The 14,299-nt window shown below is 53.7% G+C and carries 15 protein-coding genes; 8 read left to right on the top strand and 7 right to left on the bottom strand.

The features are described 5' to 3' along the window. The first annotated feature begins 44 nt into the window (after positions 1-44). Entirely contained in the window at positions 45-626 is a 582-nt protein-coding gene (locus BM040_RS19215; protein WP_092104981.1) for an LOG family protein, read from the top strand. Positions 627-1,013: 387 nt separating this feature from the next. Here the strand turns inward: BM040_RS19215 and hemH are convergent, their stop codons facing one another. After that, positions 1,014-2,042 carry a ferrochelatase gene (gene hemH, locus BM040_RS19220; RefSeq protein ID WP_092104983.1) on the bottom strand — a complete coding sequence of 343 codons (1,029 nt, stop codon included), beginning with the start codon at positions 2,040-2,042 and terminating at the stop codon, positions 1,014-1,016. A 489-nt stretch (positions 2,043-2,531) separates the two neighbouring features. Between hemH and era the strand changes: the two genes are divergently transcribed. The 4 genes from era to BM040_RS19235 all read left to right on the top strand — a co-directional run bounded on the left by era (position 2,532) and on the right by BM040_RS19235 (position 5,398). After that, entirely contained in the window at positions 2,532-3,422 is an 891-nt protein-coding gene (era, locus tag BM040_RS19225; protein ID WP_092104985.1) for a GTPase Era, read from the top strand. A 61-nt stretch (positions 3,423-3,483) separates the two neighbouring features. Next, positions 3,484-4,797, top strand: a complete 1,314-nt coding sequence (gene der / locus BM040_RS19230) for a ribosome biogenesis GTPase Der (protein ID WP_092104987.1) — start codon at positions 3,484-3,486, stop codon at positions 4,795-4,797. Positions 4,798-4,981: 184 nt separating this feature from the next. Continuing rightward, a complete protein-coding gene (locus BM040_RS21865; protein WP_175491128.1) occupies positions 4,982-5,158 on the top strand; it encodes a hypothetical protein in 177 nt (58 codons plus the stop codon). A 33-nt stretch (positions 5,159-5,191) separates the two neighbouring features. After that, positions 5,192-5,398, top strand: coding sequence for a hypothetical protein (locus tag BM040_RS19235; protein WP_092104989.1), 207 nt, complete (start codon positions 5,192-5,194; stop codon positions 5,396-5,398). A gap of 72 nt (positions 5,399-5,470) precedes the next feature. On the opposite strand, the gene BM040_RS19240 is transcribed toward BM040_RS19235, so the two are convergent. Beyond that, positions 5,471-6,040 (bottom strand): hypothetical protein, encoded by a 570-nt coding sequence (locus tag BM040_RS19240; RefSeq protein WP_092104991.1) that lies wholly within the window; start codon positions 6,038-6,040, stop codon positions 5,471-5,473. Positions 6,041-6,313: 273 nt separating this feature from the next. Between BM040_RS19240 and BM040_RS19245 the strand changes: the two genes are divergently transcribed. Both BM040_RS19245 and BM040_RS19250 read left to right on the top strand, forming a co-directional pair. After that, complete coding sequence (locus BM040_RS19245) at positions 6,314-7,042, top strand: SpoIIAA family protein (RefSeq protein ID WP_092104993.1); 729 nt, start codon at positions 6,314-6,316, stop codon at positions 7,040-7,042. A 54-nt stretch (positions 7,043-7,096) separates the two neighbouring features. Next, positions 7,097-8,146 carry a hypothetical protein gene (locus BM040_RS19250; RefSeq protein WP_092104995.1) on the top strand — a complete coding sequence of 350 codons (1,050 nt, stop codon included), beginning with the start codon at positions 7,097-7,099 and terminating at the stop codon, positions 8,144-8,146. Positions 8,147-8,167: 21 nt separating this feature from the next. Here the strand turns inward: BM040_RS19250 and BM040_RS19255 are convergent, their stop codons facing one another. From BM040_RS19255 to BM040_RS19275, 5 genes are all read right to left on the bottom strand, one after another. Then, on the bottom strand, positions 8,168-8,446 hold the full coding sequence (locus tag BM040_RS19255; protein ID WP_092104997.1) for a hypothetical protein: 279 nt from the start codon (positions 8,444-8,446) through the stop codon (positions 8,168-8,170). A 143-nt stretch (positions 8,447-8,589) separates the two neighbouring features. Next, the gene (murQ, locus tag BM040_RS19260) at positions 8,590-9,414 is read right to left on the bottom strand and encodes an N-acetylmuramic acid 6-phosphate etherase (protein ID WP_092105000.1); all 825 of its coding nucleotides are present in this window, start codon (positions 9,412-9,414) and stop codon (positions 8,590-8,592) included. A gap of 91 nt (positions 9,415-9,505) precedes the next feature. Next, positions 9,506-10,378: a BadF/BadG/BcrA/BcrD ATPase family protein gene (locus tag BM040_RS19265; RefSeq protein ID WP_092105002.1), complete on the bottom strand. Its 873-nt coding sequence runs from the start codon at positions 10,376-10,378 to the stop codon at positions 9,506-9,508. 71 nt (positions 10,379-10,449) lie between these two features. Continuing rightward, positions 10,450-10,710: a cytochrome b5 domain-containing protein gene (locus BM040_RS19270; RefSeq protein ID WP_092105004.1), complete on the bottom strand. Its 261-nt coding sequence runs from the start codon at positions 10,708-10,710 to the stop codon at positions 10,450-10,452. Positions 10,711-10,863: 153 nt separating this feature from the next. Then, positions 10,864-12,033: a formimidoylglutamase gene (locus BM040_RS19275; RefSeq protein ID WP_092105006.1), complete on the bottom strand. Its 1,170-nt coding sequence runs from the start codon at positions 12,031-12,033 to the stop codon at positions 10,864-10,866. A 219-nt stretch (positions 12,034-12,252) separates the two neighbouring features. Between BM040_RS19275 and BM040_RS19280 the strand changes: the two genes are divergently transcribed. Then, positions 12,253-14,010, top strand: coding sequence for an AMP-dependent synthetase/ligase (locus BM040_RS19280; RefSeq protein ID WP_092105008.1), 1,758 nt, complete (start codon positions 12,253-12,255; stop codon positions 14,008-14,010). Positions 14,011-14,299 lie beyond the last annotated feature (289 nt).

The following is a 14,299-nucleotide window of genomic DNA, read 5'->3' on the forward strand; positions in this document are numbered from 1 at the left end:
GTATGCCGGGGCCTTTCTTGATTAAACTCTAGCAAGTATAAAACATGAAAAGTATAGCCGTTTTCTGTGGCGCCAACTCCGGGAATAACCCGGTGTACGCGGAGGCTGCCACACAACTAGGCCACCTGATGGCCGCCAAAAGTATAGGGTTGGTGTTCGGTGGTGGTAAGGTAGGCCTGATGGGCACCATTGCCGATTCCGTACTTGCCAAAGGTGGGCAGGCCGTGGGCGTAATCCCGCAAAGCCTGGTAGACCGCGAGCAAGCCCACACCGGACTGACGGAGCAGCACATTGTAAAGACCATGCACGAGCGCAAGGCCCTGATGGCCTCTAAGTCCGATGCCTTTGTAGCCATGCCGGGCGGCTTTGGCACCCTGGACGAGATAAACGAGATAATCACCTGGAACCAGCTGGGCATTATCCAGAAGCCGGTGGCCTTCTTTAACGTGAACGGCTACTACGATAAATTCATGGCCTTTCTGGCCGACTGCGTGCAGGAAGGGCTCATTAAGCCGGAGTACATGAAGAACCTGATCGTGGAAAGCGAGCCGGAGGTGCTGCTGCAAAAGCTCACCAGGTATGCCGACACTGTGTCGGAGGATTGGGTGGACTCGGAGCGGATTTAATTGTACGGTTGTTCGAGCTTTCGGGGTCATCTGCCGCAAGTTTAGCGACAGCGTAACTTGTGGTTTTGCATGAGGCAAGTTTGAAACTTGCTTTCTGCGAAGCAGAAAAGTATAAGGTAGCAGATACTTTATACTTCGGCAGGCTCTAGGGGCGTACTTGAAATACAACTTAACAAAAGTATAAAGTATAGCCTAAGCCTTTGCACTCCTTACTTCTCCAAAGCAAAGCAGTTGAAAACTGCTGCCATACTTAGCCGCAAGTTACGCTGCGCTAGACTTGCGGCAGAGACTTTAAAAGTAAAGGCCGCTGCATTTATACTTGCAACGGCCCCTTTTATACTTTGTCGGAGAGCATCTTCACATCTCCCAATTCCCAAATCTTCAAATTTAGTTCTCCAGCACGATATCCTTCAGCGCCTCTATCCAGGAGTCGTTGGAGTTCAGGCTCTCCACCAGCTGCCACTTCTCACCGCCGGCATGCTCAAACATCTCCTTAAACTCCTCGCCAACCTCAATGGTGGTTTCCAAGCAGTCGGCTACGAAGGCGGGGCTGAAGGCCAGTACTTTCTTGATGCCCTTGGCCGGCATAGTCTTCAGCAGGTCGTCAGTGTACGGTTGCAGCCACGGGTCGCTCAGCAGCCTGGACTGAAACGCCACAGTATACTGGTCTTCGCGCAGGCCCAACTCGGCGGCCAGCAGGCGTGAGGTGACAAAGCAGGAGGCCCGGTAGCAGTACTTGTTGCGCTTGTTATAGCTATTGCAGCAGGAGCCCAGCTTGCAGTAGCCGTGGTCGCTGCCCTTGAGCACCTGCCGCTCGGGCACACCATGGTAGCTGAACACCACATGGTCGTACTCATCCTCGGCCATATACTTCTTGCCCAGCTCAGCAAAAGCCTTGATAAAGCCCGGATCGTCGCAGTATGAGGAGATGAAGTTTATACTCGGGATGATCCACCAGTCCCGCACAATCTCCATGATCTTATCGTGCACCGAGCCGGTGGTGGCAGCGGCATACTGCGGAAACAGCGGCACTACAATGATGCGGTCCACGCTCTGCTCCCTGAGTTCCTCCAGGGCGCTGTTTATACTTGGGCTCTGGTAGCGCATGCCAAAGGCCACGTGGTAGTCTTTGCCGAGGGCAGTCTGCAGTTTTGCCTGCAGGTCGCGGCCATGGAACATGAGCGGCGAGCCGCGGTCGGTCCAGAGCTGCTGGTATACTTTGGCAGACTTCGGTGCCCGAAACGGCGCGATAATACCGTTCACCAGGGCATAGCGGCCCACCGGATTTATGTCCATCACGCGCTTGTCCAGCAGGAACTCGCGCAGGTACTTTCTCACGTCAGGTGTCTGGGGTGTGTCCGGTGTACCGAGGTTCACCAGCAGCACGCCAATCTTACCGATAGCTTTCTTGCTCATTTATACTTTAAAAGTGCTTTCGTCTTACAAAGATACAAGGATAACCCGTTACTTGTTGATTCTTAATTTCTATGCCGTCATAGAGGCCCAACGTAGCCTAAAGCGACAAGTAGGGGAAAATGTTCTACAGTTAGAAAGATATTTGGAGTTAGAGAGTTGGGGAGTTTAGGAGTTAGAGAGTTGAGATATACTTTATAATCAGCTACCTCTCTCGCTCGCCTCTGGCGAGTGCGAAATATATGGCGTCCTCTGGCCGCTTTGGGTTACGCATGCGGGGCGGGACGCCACAGTATACCGCACACTCGCCAGAGGCGAGCGAGGGCAACATTTCTTGGATTCAAACCAAGGAGCAGTCTCCACACTTTCTAACCTTTTAACTCTAAAACTCCTAAACTCCCCAACTCTCTAACTCCCAAACTCTTCCTAAATCTGCACATTTTCACGGGGTTTCGTAAAAAAGGAGTAATTTTGCAACCTCAAATTCAGATTATGGCCGAAACACCGCACAAAGCCGGTTTTGTAAGTATAGTGGGCAAGCCGAACGTGGGCAAATCCACGCTGATGAACGCGCTGGTAGGCGAGAAACTCTCCATCATCACGTCCAAAGCGCAGACCACGCGGCACCGCATTATGGGCATTTTGAACGGAGACGACTTCCAGATCGTTTACTCCGACACGCCTGGCATCATCAAGCCGCAGTACGCGCTGCACGAGTCGATGATGGGTTTCGTGCGTACCTCGCTGGAAGATGCTGACATCATCCTTTTTGTGACTGACATCTACGAGAAGCACGACGAGGACGACGTAATCAAGCGCCTGCAGCACGCCAAGGTGCCCATACTTTTACTCATAAATAAAATAGACCAGGCCACCGAAGAAGAGGTAAACGAGAAGGTGGCTTACTGGCAGGAGCACATGAACCCGACCGAGATTATGCCTATCTCGGCGCTGCACAACTTCGGGCTGGACCACTTGTTCCAACGATTGCTGCATTACCTGCCCGAGCATCCCGCCTTTTACCCGAAGGATGAACTGACCGACAAGCCCGAGCGTTTCTTTGTGTCGGAGATAATCCGGGAGAAAATTTTCCTCAACTATAAAAAGGAAATTCCCTACAGCTGCGAGGTAGTGGTAGAGGAGTTTAAGGAAGAGGTCGACATCATCCGCATCCGCGCCGAGATTAGCGTGGAGCGCAGAAGCCAGAAAGGCATCGTGATTGGCAACAAGGGCGAGGCACTGAAGAAAGTAGGCACCCAGGCCCGCCTGGACATGGAGGACTTCTTCCAGAAAAAGATATTTCTTGATTTATACGTGCGCGTGAACGAGAACTGGCGGACAGACGAGAAGCTGCTTCGGCGCTTCGGCTACCGCGAAGAGTAGCGCACATAAAGCTTCGGGGCACGGTGCTCCGGGGGCACTTTAACCATTTTATTATAGTTCGATGTCAACCAACATCATTGCCATTGTAGGCCGCCCCAACGTGGGCAAATCAACCCTTTTTAACCGCCTGATTGGCCAGCGCAAGGCCATCATGGACAACGTGAGCGGCGTAACCCGCGACCGCAGCTACGGCCACGGCGACTGGTGCGGCAAGTACTTCACCGTGATAGATACCGGTGGCTACGTGCACGGCTCCGACGACATTTTTGAGGCCGAGATTAACCGCCAGGTAGAGCTAGCTATGAACGAGGCCGACGTGATACTTTTTATGGTAGACGTGGATGCCGGCCTTACCAGCCTGGACGAGGAGTTTGCCAACGTGCTGCGCCGCACTGATAAGCCTATTTATGTGGTAGCCAACAAAGCCGACACCAACGCACGCATGCACCAGATGGGTGAGTTTTACGCGCTGGGTGTAGGCATCGATATCTTCCCGATCTCCTCGCAGAGCGGCTCCGGCACGGGCGAGCTGCTGGACGAGGTAGTAAAGCACTTTAAGGACGAAGGCGTGGAAGACCCGGATGCCGGTATTCCAAAAATAGCCGTGCTGGGTCGCCCAAACGTAGGCAAGTCGTCCTTCGTGAACCTGCTGCTGGGCCAGGAGCGCAACATCGTAACTGATATTGCCGGCACCACCCGCGACGCCATCCATGCCCGCTACAATGCCTTCGGCAAAGAGTTTATCATTGTGGATACCGCCGGTCTGCGCCGCAAGAGCAAGGTAAGCGAAGACATTGAGTTCTACTCGGTGCTGCGCTCGGTGCGTGCCCTGGAAGAGGCGGATGTGTGCATCGTGATACTGGACGCCACGCGCGGCATCGAGGCGCAGGACGTCAACATTATTGCCCTGGCCGAGAAGAACCGCAAAGGCATTGTGATACTGGTAAACAAGTGGGACCTGGTGGAGAAAGACACCCACACGACCAAAAAGTTTGAGGACGAGATCTACAGCCGCATCGCGCCGATTTCTTACGTGCCGATCATCTTTACTTCGGTGGTAACAAAGCAGCGTATCCACAAAGCCATCGAGGTGGCCATGGATGTGTATGAGAATAAGACGCGCAAGATCCCGACGTCTAAGCTGAACGACCTGCTGCTGCCGGACATTGAGCGTTACCCGCCGCCGGCCATTAAGGGCAAGTTCATCAAAATTAAATACATCACGCAGCTGCCGACGCACAACCCCACATTTGCGTTTTTCTGCAACCTGCCGCAGTACGTAAAGGAGCCATACATGCGCTACCTCGAGAACAGAATGCGGGAGCACTTCGACTTTACCGGGGTGCCGATCAGGCTGCTGTTCAAGAAAAAATAAGGCACAAAGTATAAGGCCTTACAGGCTGAATTAGAGTAAAAACGGCGGGCACTTCTCAGGAGGTGCCCGCCGCTTTTTTTATGAATAATAAAAACTATATTCAGATAGCTGCGTATTGTCTGGCATGTTTCGGCGGAAGCTGTTTTGGCAGCCCCGCAAGCGAGAAAGTTAACCAAAACGACAAATGAAAAAGGCTCTGTACACATTCACACTGGCTAGTTTAGCAAGCCTCGCCTCATGCAGCTCTCCGGCCGAAGAAGGCCGCGACACGACAGAGGTAAGGGAAGACCAGGCCCAGGAAACGGCGGAGGACATGGAAGATGCCGCCGAGGATGCTGATACCAGCGCCGTAATTGAGTAAACATTATTTGATAACCCTTAAAACAACCATACCATGAAAAAGTCAATTGTTATGTTTCTGGCACTGGGCATGTTTGCCTTCGCCTCCTGCGATTCTAATACTGAAAATGCCGCTGAGCGCGATGCTGAAAGAGTAGAGGACAGTGCGGAAGAAATGGGCAACGATATCGAGGATGCTGCTGATGAAGCAGGAGACGAGATAGAGGAGGGCGCTGAGAAAGTAGAAAACGAAGTGCAGTAACAAGCTGAACACTACATAACGGAAGAGGACCTGCCACAACAGGTCCTCTTTCTTTTTATACTTTTTATACTTTCAGGGCCCCAGCCGTTTCTGGATCAGGCTGTTTACGAGGGCAAACAGGCGCTTGGGCACAAAGGTGCGCCAGTGGATGTCGTTCAGGTTGCCGCCGTAGTTGATGTAAGAGTCCAGGTTATAGTTTTTCATCTCGCTCAGCACAAAGTCCTGGAAGCCAAGCGCAGCCACCCAGCCCTCCTCGATATCCTCGAACCACTCCTCGTAGTAAGAGTCATCGGAGCCGTGGAAGTTAAACACGTTCTCCCCGATAAGTATAAAATGCTTGATGCCCTCCTTCACCATCGGGTCGATGATGTTGCGCTTGAGCTGCATGATGTCGTTGTTGAGGGCATCGTTCCACTCGCCGATAAACTCAATGACGGCAAAGTTCAGCTCGTAGTCGGCGTAGAGGATCTTCAGGAAGAGCGTTTCAGAATCCATGTTATCCCACTGCGGGTGGATGTAGTACCCGTAAATGGCGTGGGTGTAGTGCATGAGGCTGTTCTCGGCCCCGAACAGCGGCGAGCGCGGGTCCTCGCTGGCCGCGTATTTCTCAATCCAGTTGTAGTATGGCTCTATGTCGTGCATAAGTTAGTCTCCAAAGTATGGGCCGTAGCATAAATACTGTCCGGGCCTAACCATGGTTGGCCCCGCCAGCGGCTTTTTTACCTTCTCCGGCAGCATCTTTTAACAAATGTAGCACAGAAAAAGTGGCACCAGAATTATCTGAAAAGTATAAGTGCCGAACAGGAAACCGTTTAGCGCCATTGGCGGTATGGTAAAGTACAGTAAAGCCGCTATTTAACAGAGACATCGGCATACGTAGCAGGCACAGTACACACCCTAACTTTCTGGCATACTATGGTAGCAGTAATTAGCTTTGAGAAGGAAAACCTTGCAGGGTTTCAGGTACAACACTATATTGATGAGGCAGGACTGAGGATGATCGTGCAGGAGATGGAGCAAAAGGCGAAGGCCCACCCCAAAATCTGCCTATACTTTGAGTTTGAGCAGTTCGGCGACTGGGACAGCGTGCAGTCCTTTTTCGATGCCCTCAAACTAAGGTTCCACAGCTGGAACAAGGTGGCCCGCTACGCCATCGTAACCGATAAAGAGTGGGTAAAGAAGCAGTCGCGGCTGGCCAATTTCCTGACGCCGCATTTTGAGGTGAAAGCCTTTGGCATGGCCGATAAAGAGCAGGCACTGGCATGGCTTGGCCGGCCACTGGCCGCCGGACAGGGCGAGGCGCTGTCGGTGCTGGAGGCCATGCCGCGGCACGTGTTGGGCGTGGCAACCCTTGACGGGCTATCAGACGAGGACCTGCAGCAAATAGACCACATGTTGGAGGAGCGGACAATGCACAGCCAGGATGTGCGTTTATACCTGGAGGTGCTGCAACCAAACGGTGCCGCCCCGGATGTGCTGTGGGAAAACCTGAAGCAGGGCGTGGCGCACCATAATAAGTTCAGCAAGGTGGCCATTGCCGGGCACGAGGAGTGGCTGCAGCGGTCAGGTGGCTACACGCCCAGCCATCATGTAAGATTCTTTAAACTGGATGAGCGCGATACAGCCATAGATTGGCTACGGTAGCAGCCGGAGCAACGCCGCCACTATATACTTGCCGCGCCATCAGACAAAACAACGATGCTCAGAAAAACGCTTTTATACTTTGCAGCAGTGCTGCTGGTGCAGCACTATACTTTTGCCCAGCAAACACCCGACTACACGAAAGTATACCACCCGCTCATCAACCAGGCCGAACTGCTGGTGGTGGACAGGGAGTATGAACAGGCGCTGGATGTGTATAAACAGGCCTTTGCCGCCGTGCCCTCGCCCTTCGCCCGCGATTATTACAATGCCGCGATGAGCGCGCTGGAGCTGCAGGATCGCAAGAAAACCTTCCATTACCTCGATAAACTGGTGCTGAAGGGGGTAAGCCTGGAGTACCTGGAGCGGCGCCCCGCACTCGACTCGCTGCGCACCACCAAGCATTGGAAGAAATTCGCCAAGAAATACCCCAAGCGCCGCCAGAAGTATGAGCAGCACCTGAACAAGGAGCTCCGCGCCGACCTTGACGAACTCTACGCCCGCGATCAGTATTTCCGGCAGGCAAAGGGCGGGCTGCGCGTGCACCGCGACACCATCCGTGCCATTGAGGGAGCCAACACCAAGCTGCTGCTCGGCTGGATAGAGGAGTATGGCTACCCCGGCGAAGACCTGATTGGCCTGGCGGACACGCTGGAGTTACTGCCTCGCTTCACCATCGTGATAGAGCGGCAGACCAAGGCCCGCGACGGCCACGACTTTACTGAGGTGCTGACGCAGGCCGTGCAGCAGGGGCGCCTTGCACCGTATGCCGCCGCCTACCTCCTGGACCAGCAGGCCGGAGCCAACCGGCACGGCTCCCGCGCCTATGCCAAAATAGTTTGCAGCAAATGCGCAGACGACGATGAATTTGACGGTCTGGACGATTATATGCCTATGAGGCTAAGCCGGAAGGAGGAGGAGCGAGTAGATGAGCGCCGCAAGGAACTGGGCCTGGAGCCGCTGGAGCTGTACAAGTATAAAATCGTGCATATCGGGGATGCCAACCGCGAGCGGTTTATACTTTCCTACCCCTGGTCGGTAGTAAACTATAGGGTGCCCAGCAAGGAGGCGGCTCGTGTGATGCTGGAGAAGTTTACAGAGAAGTAAGTTATACTTGCTGGGGCTAGCTTAAAAGTATAAAAGGATGAGGTTCAGCATGCACAGGCCCATCCCCAGAAGCCCGGTTTTGATTTTCCTGTACTTGTAGGCCAGAAATCCTGAGACAGCGCCAACGGTCTCGAGTATAAATAGTATCATTCTGGTGTTGTCGCTCATGGCATAGCTTAAGCCTATACTTTGCAGCCCGCCCGGCGCCTCTTGTTCGGGGGGAGTTTGCAGGTAAAGGTAGGTGAGTATCGCCAGCCCCACCAGGCCAATCAGAAGCGATATAATGGCAGCTGCTTTCATTTGTAGGTCTGATTAAAGTAAACCCCAGCCTTTACTGCTACAGGTTATACTTTACTACTACGGGCAACCGATAAAGATGCAACAGGCACTAAATAAAAAGAGCCGGAGTGTTTGCTCCGGCTCTTGCTGTTTTTTTCTGCGGCTTATAAAACCTGATGGCGGTTGCTGTTGCGGTAGGCGTCTACGGCGTTGCGCACGCTGCCATACTTTTTAAGCAGGGCGCCTGCTTCCTCTTGCTCTATTCCCAGCTCTTCCATCACCATGCGGGTGCCGCGGTCTACCAGTTTCAGGTTGGAGAGCTGCATGTCCACCATCTTGTTGCCTTTCACGCGGCCCAGTTTGATCATGGTGGAGGTGGTGAGCATGTTGAGCGCCAGTTTCTGTCCGGTGCCGGCTTTCATACGGGTGCTGCCGGTCACGAACTCCGGTCCCGTCACTACCTCTACCGGGAAATCTGCGGCAGCGGCCACGGCACTGCCGGCGTTGCAAACCACACATCCGGTAGCAATTCCGCGCTCACGGCAGGCCTTCAGCCCGCCGATAACGTATGGCGTGCGCCCTGAGGCAGCGATGCCCACTACAATGTCCTTCTCGTTGATGTCGTGCTGCTGCAGATCTTTCCAGGCCTGCTCCTCGTCGTCCTCGGCAAACTCCACCGCCTTGCGAATGGCCGAATCACCGCCCGCCATAATGCCTACCACCATGCCGTGCGGCACACCATAGGTAGGAGGGCACTCCGAGGCATCCACCACACCCAGGCGGCCACTGGTGCCGGCCCCGATGTAGAACAGGCGGCCTCCCTGCTGCAGGCGCTCCACCGTGGCGTTTACCAGCCGCTCCAGCTGCGGGATGGCTTTTTCTACGGCCAACGGCACGGTTTTGTCTTCGCGGTTGATGTTTACGAGCAGCTCATGCACACTCATGTGCTCCAGGCCGTCGTAGTTGGAAGTTGTTTCTGTAGTAGACACCGGTAAAATATCGTTTAAAGAGTATGATAGGTTTAAAGCATGGCGCGATAGCCGTTAAACCATCGCGCCATGCTTAACTTTTAGAGGCTATTTATGCTTTCTTAGGAGAGCCGAACGTTTGCAGGAGCTCCTGGTGATATTGGATCAGGCCCTGGCTTGGGCTCTGCAGAATGGTGTTCACGTGCAGGCCATACTTCTTGGCCACCTGCTTCAGAATGTCGCTGAAGAAGTAGGAGATGGAGCCCACAAAGTTAACCGGCAGCGTCTCGTGGCCCTCATACTTCACCACGTGGCGCTCGAAGAACTCGGAGAAGTTTTCGTAAATCATGCCGTGGATAACCGGGTGCTTCTGCTTGTCGTGCATGAACCTGGCAAAGGTAGCCATGTAGCGGCTTGGGATAGCGGAGCTGTAAAGCGTGTCCAGGATGCCGTCTTTGGTCAGGTTGTAGGTGTTCTTGAGCGAAGTGGCCAGGTCTTCCGGCAACTCACGGTACAGGTAAGCCTTTATCAGCAGCTTGCCCATGTAAGCGCCACTGCCCTCATCGCCCAGCAGGAAGCCCAGCGACGGCACGTTGTCAATGATATCGGTGCCATCGTAGAGGCAGGTGTTGGAGCCGGTGCCCAGGATGCAGGCAATACCAGCCTGACGGCCGCAAACCGCACGGGCGGCAGCCAGCAGGTCGTGCTCCACAAATACAGCCGCATCTGGGAAGGCGCGGAGCAGGGCGTCTTCTACGCGCTTGTTACGGTCTGGCGAGCTGCAGCCTGCACCGTAGTAGTAGATGGCCTCCGGGTTCTTGTCGCTTAGCTGTGGTAGCAGCACATCGTTTATTTCCTGGAAAATCTCGTCTGTCTCCTGGTACATCGGGTTAAATCCGGCAGTCTGTGCCTGGCCCAGCACAGTGTCTTGCGTTACGATGCGCCAGTCTGTCTTAGTTGAGCCGCTATCAGCTATAAATATCATTTGTTTATTTTGATTTATTTTAATGTTTAAACAAGTCGTGACACCAATATACGGTTTTATTTTTAGCTCTGTTAACTCTGCGGATTACGGTGAGCAGAATTCTTGACAAGCCCCACAGCCTCAAATTTATCAAAAACATTGGCATTATGCGGTGCATCTGCTAGTTCTTCTGTTAAATCCTGCCCGGCCCAGTGCTCGTAGTGCCTCCCGTTCCGCCAAAGCCTCGATTTTTTTACATCGTAGATAATGCCCTGGTAGGCTACCCATACTTCCTCGCGGTCCTGTCCGTTGCGTAGCGCCAGTTGTTGCAGCGTGTATTCTGGTAAAGTCATGCTTTAGATGAGGAGATGTGGGAATTTGAAGTTTTGAGAATATTGCGCCAAGAAGTGGTTTATACTTGGTTAGCTTCAATCATACTTCAATTCCAGCGCTTAAAGATTTCAAGCATCTTCACGCCTCCGTATTTTAAATCCCGAACGATAAAATTACCCGATTCTTGCCTGTGTCAGTATCCAGCGGTGGGGCACCTCGCCTTTGGTGGCCTGCAGGTAATCCTCGTAGCTGCAGGGTACGATGCGGCTGCCCTTGTCGGGGCTGAGCGGCTCCACCTCCAGCCACCACTTTTCGCTGCTCCGGTTTTTGTAGAAGATCATGCGGTCGGGGTTGTCGTGGTTCAAGGCCACGGCATACTTGGTAAAGCTACGGCCGTTAAAGTCCGTCTCGTTTTTGCGGTGGTAAAAGCCTTCGATAAAGTACCAGACCATGGTGGCCACGGTCATGGCGGTCAGCTCGCGGTCGTCGAGGGCGGGGTTATACTCATAGATGCCCAGCGAGGTCAGGTTGTCGTTCAGGCCGGCGTACCAGCAGATCTGGCAGGCCTCCTCGCCGGTCAGCCCAAAAGGGTTGGCGGGCTCGCTGGCCGGGGCGTCCTGGTGGCGAATGGCCGAGATATCGAACGTCAGCAGGTCAGCCACGCGCACCACGGGCTCCATCTCCTGCACGCTCCGGTGCACCTCGCCCACGCGGTAGGCCTCAAAGTGCATCTTCTCGAAGGTGGCCATTACCTCCGGCTCCACAAAGTACGACTGGTATCCAATCTGGCTCAGGCTGAAGAGGTAGTTGGGCTCGTGCATGAGTATCTGGCGCAGCTGCCTTCTGTTAGGGGCCTCGTCGGTATCCTCGCTCATGTCCACGCTGCTGTCCACGGTGACCATGTTCACGGCGCGCTCCAGGTGCTCGTAGCCCATGTATTGGCCATACTCCAAATCCTGCGAGCCGCCGATGATGATGGGAATGGTGTTGTGTGAGATGAGTACTTCCACGATCTCCTTCAGGCGCAGGTGCGTGTCCTCCAGCGTAATGCCGGGGCGCAGGTTGCCCAGGTCCACAATGTGGCAGCGGCCGGCGCCTTTGTTCAGGCTGTAGAGCCTTTTGCGCACCAGGCGGGCGGGAGAAGGGACCGCAGCATCTTCCTCGCCTGCTTCGGCGGTGTTTCTGCCGCGCGTTTCATTTACGCCAAGTATGGCAATATCGGCAGCGCGCCAGTCCGGAAACTTGCTCACAAAGCGGCTGATGTAGGAGCCGAGCGTGCGGGGTTTATGCAGGGCAGCAAAAACGTCCTCGTTCAGCGGCTCAAAAAATATCGATAGGTTCATGGGTGAAGCTTGCTCCTAAAAGTGCAGGCCGCAAACACAGGGTAACCCGCGCCAGTAGCCTAAGTTCTAAAAGTATAAATATACTATACTGGAAATATTTATACGGCCTGCCGTGGCAGAATTCGAAAAAAATAATTAAAATGCATCAGTAACAGGTCGTTTATCCTGCACGGAGACCTGTTTTTAAGCTAATCAAAACACTGTTGCGTAAGATACACTATGAACCTAACCCGGACCTTCGACCTTCTGCCTAACCAGATGCAGCAATTTCCAAAGCCCGACTGTTTAGCGGCTAAGGTAAACGGCACCTGGCAAAAGTATACTACCAGCGATGTGCTCGAGTACGCCAACCAGGTAAGCCTCGGGCTACTGAAGCTGGGCGTTGGCAAAGAAGACAAAGTAGCTATCGTCTCTTTCAACCGGCCGGAGTGGGTGCTGGTGGATTTTGGCATTCAGCAGATAGGGGCCATCAGCGTGCCCATGTACCCAACCATTACCGAGGAGGACTACCGCTATATCTTCAACGATGCAGAGGTGAAGGTTGTCTTCGTGGCCGATGCCGGACTATACAACAAAGTAGTGGCCGCCACTGAGGGCATAGCGGGCATCAAGGAGATTTATACTTTTGATGACATACACGGAGCTAAAAGCTGGAAAGAGGTGCTGGCGCTGGGGGAGAAAGAAGACCCGCAGCAGCTGGAGCCGCTGAAAGACGCCGTTACCCCGGAAGATGTCCTGACCATTATCTATACTTCCGGCACCACCGGCAACCCGAAAGGGGTGATGCTGACCCACGACAACCTGATGAGCAACGTGCGCGGTACGCTGGCCTACGTGCCGGTAGACCATACCCACCGCGCGCTTAGCTTCCTGCCGCTCTGCCACGTGTTCGAGCGCATGCTGCTGTACCTGTACTTCCGCATCGGGGTGTCTATCTACTATGCTGAAAGTATAGAGAAGGTGGCCGACAACCTGAAGGAGGTGAAACCGCACCTGTTCACCACCGTGCCGCGCCTGCTGGAGAAAGTATACGACAAGATTGTGGCGGCTGGTATGGAGCTGACGGGCGTGAAGCGTAAGCTGTTTTTCTGGGCGCTGGAGCTGGGCCTGAAGTATGACACGCAGACCGACCAGGGCTGGTGGTACAACAAGCAGCTGGATCTGGCCAACAAGATTATCTTCAGCAAGTGGCGCGAGGCACTGGGCGGCAACGTGAAAGTGATCGTGTCGGGTGGCGCAGCGCTGCAGCCACGCCTGGCGCGCGTTTTCTGGGCAGCCAACATTCGCGTGATGGAAGGCTACGGCCTCACAGAAACTTCGCCAGTAATTTCAGTGAACCGCTACGAGCCGGAAAATAACCTGATAGGCACCGTAGGCATGACAATTGACGATGTGGAAGTAAAGATTGCCGAAGACGGGGAAATCCTGACCCGCGGGCCGCACATCATGAAAGGCTACTACAAAAAGCCTGATCTCACGGCAGAGGTGATCGATGAGGATGGCTGGTTCCACACCGGCGACATCGGCGAGATGATTCAGGGCAAATACCTGAAGATCACCGACCGCAAGAAAGAGATGTTCAAAACCTCCGGTGGCAAGTACGTGGCGCCGCAGCCCATTGAGAACAAGCTGAAGGAGTCGGTGGTGATAGAGCAGGTGATGGTGGTGGGCGACGGCCGCAAGTACGCCTCTGCGCTCATCGTGCCATCGTTCCTGGGCCTGCAGGACTGGGCCAACCACAAGGGCATCAAGTATACGTCCGATGAGGAGATGATCAAGCATCCGGAGGTAATAGAGAAGTTCAAACGTGAGCTGGAGAAGGCCAACAAAGGCCTGGCGCAATACGAAACTGTGAAGAAGTTTGCCCTCATCCCTAAAATGTGGACCGTGGAAAGCGGTGAGCTGACGCCAACCCTGAAGGTGAAGCGCAAGATCATCACAGCCAACTATAAAGATATAATCGAAAGCCTGTATTAAAGTATAAACCGAAGTATAACCGCCGCCGCAATGGCTGCTGTTTATACGTCACCAACCTGATATCATCCTGAAAGGAACCTGGTCGGAGGGAGCTTATACTTCCGCTAAGGTGCTTTCAGGATGATTTTTTTATAGTCTCTGCACTTTTTTATCAACACAAATGATTCGGTTTATACTTTTATTCGTGATGGTCATGTAAGCTACCCCAGATTTTGAGCCATTGTAAAGTTGGTTTTTCAAGTTACAATTTCCTCCAATAATTCCACCGGTGCTCTGAAATTCAGCCCCT

The organism is Pontibacter chinhatensis, from assembly GCF_900113285.1.
GTDB classification, from domain to species: domain Bacteria; phylum Bacteroidota; class Bacteroidia; order Cytophagales; family Hymenobacteraceae; genus Pontibacter; species Pontibacter chinhatensis.

Bases quoted from the DNA above. Each gene is read 5' to 3' on its own strand.
- BM040_RS19215 (WP_092104981.1), top strand. From the start codon at position 45: ATGAAAAGTATAGCCGTTTTCTGTGGCGCCAACTCCGGGAATAACCCG.
- BM040_RS19255 (WP_092104997.1), bottom strand. From the start codon at position 8,446: ATGAAAGCAGCTGCCATTATATCGCTTCTGATTGGCCTGGTGGGGCTG.
- BM040_RS19280 (WP_092105008.1), top strand. From the start codon at position 12,253: ATGAACCTAACCCGGACCTTCGACCTTCTGCCTAACCAGATGCAGCAA.
- BM040_RS19245 (WP_092104993.1), top strand. From the start codon at position 6,314: ATGGTAGCAGTAATTAGCTTTGAGAAGGAAAACCTTGCAGGGTTTCAG.
- BM040_RS19250 (WP_092104995.1), top strand. From the start codon at position 7,097: ATGCTCAGAAAAACGCTTTTATACTTTGCAGCAGTGCTGCTGGTGCAG.
- hemH (WP_092104983.1), bottom strand. From the start codon at position 2,042: ATGAGCAAGAAAGCTATCGGTAAGATTGGCGTGCTGCTGGTGAACCTC.
- BM040_RS19240 (WP_092104991.1), bottom strand. From the start codon at position 6,040: ATGCACGACATAGAGCCATACTACAACTGGATTGAGAAATACGCGGCC.
- BM040_RS19275 (WP_092105006.1), bottom strand. From the start codon at position 12,033: ATGAACCTATCGATATTTTTTGAGCCGCTGAACGAGGACGTTTTTGCT.
- BM040_RS19235 (WP_092104989.1), top strand. From the start codon at position 5,192: ATGAAAAAGTCAATTGTTATGTTTCTGGCACTGGGCATGTTTGCCTTC.
- BM040_RS19270 (WP_092105004.1), bottom strand. From the start codon at position 10,710: ATGACTTTACCAGAATACACGCTGCAACAACTGGCGCTACGCAACGGA.
- BM040_RS21865 (WP_175491128.1), top strand. From the start codon at position 4,982: ATGAAAAAGGCTCTGTACACATTCACACTGGCTAGTTTAGCAAGCCTC.
- der (WP_092104987.1), top strand. From the start codon at position 3,484: ATGTCAACCAACATCATTGCCATTGTAGGCCGCCCCAACGTGGGCAAA.
- BM040_RS19265 (WP_092105002.1), bottom strand. From the start codon at position 10,378: ATGATATTTATAGCTGATAGCGGCTCAACTAAGACAGACTGGCGCATC.
- era (WP_092104985.1), top strand. From the start codon at position 2,532: ATGGCCGAAACACCGCACAAAGCCGGTTTTGTAAGTATAGTGGGCAAG.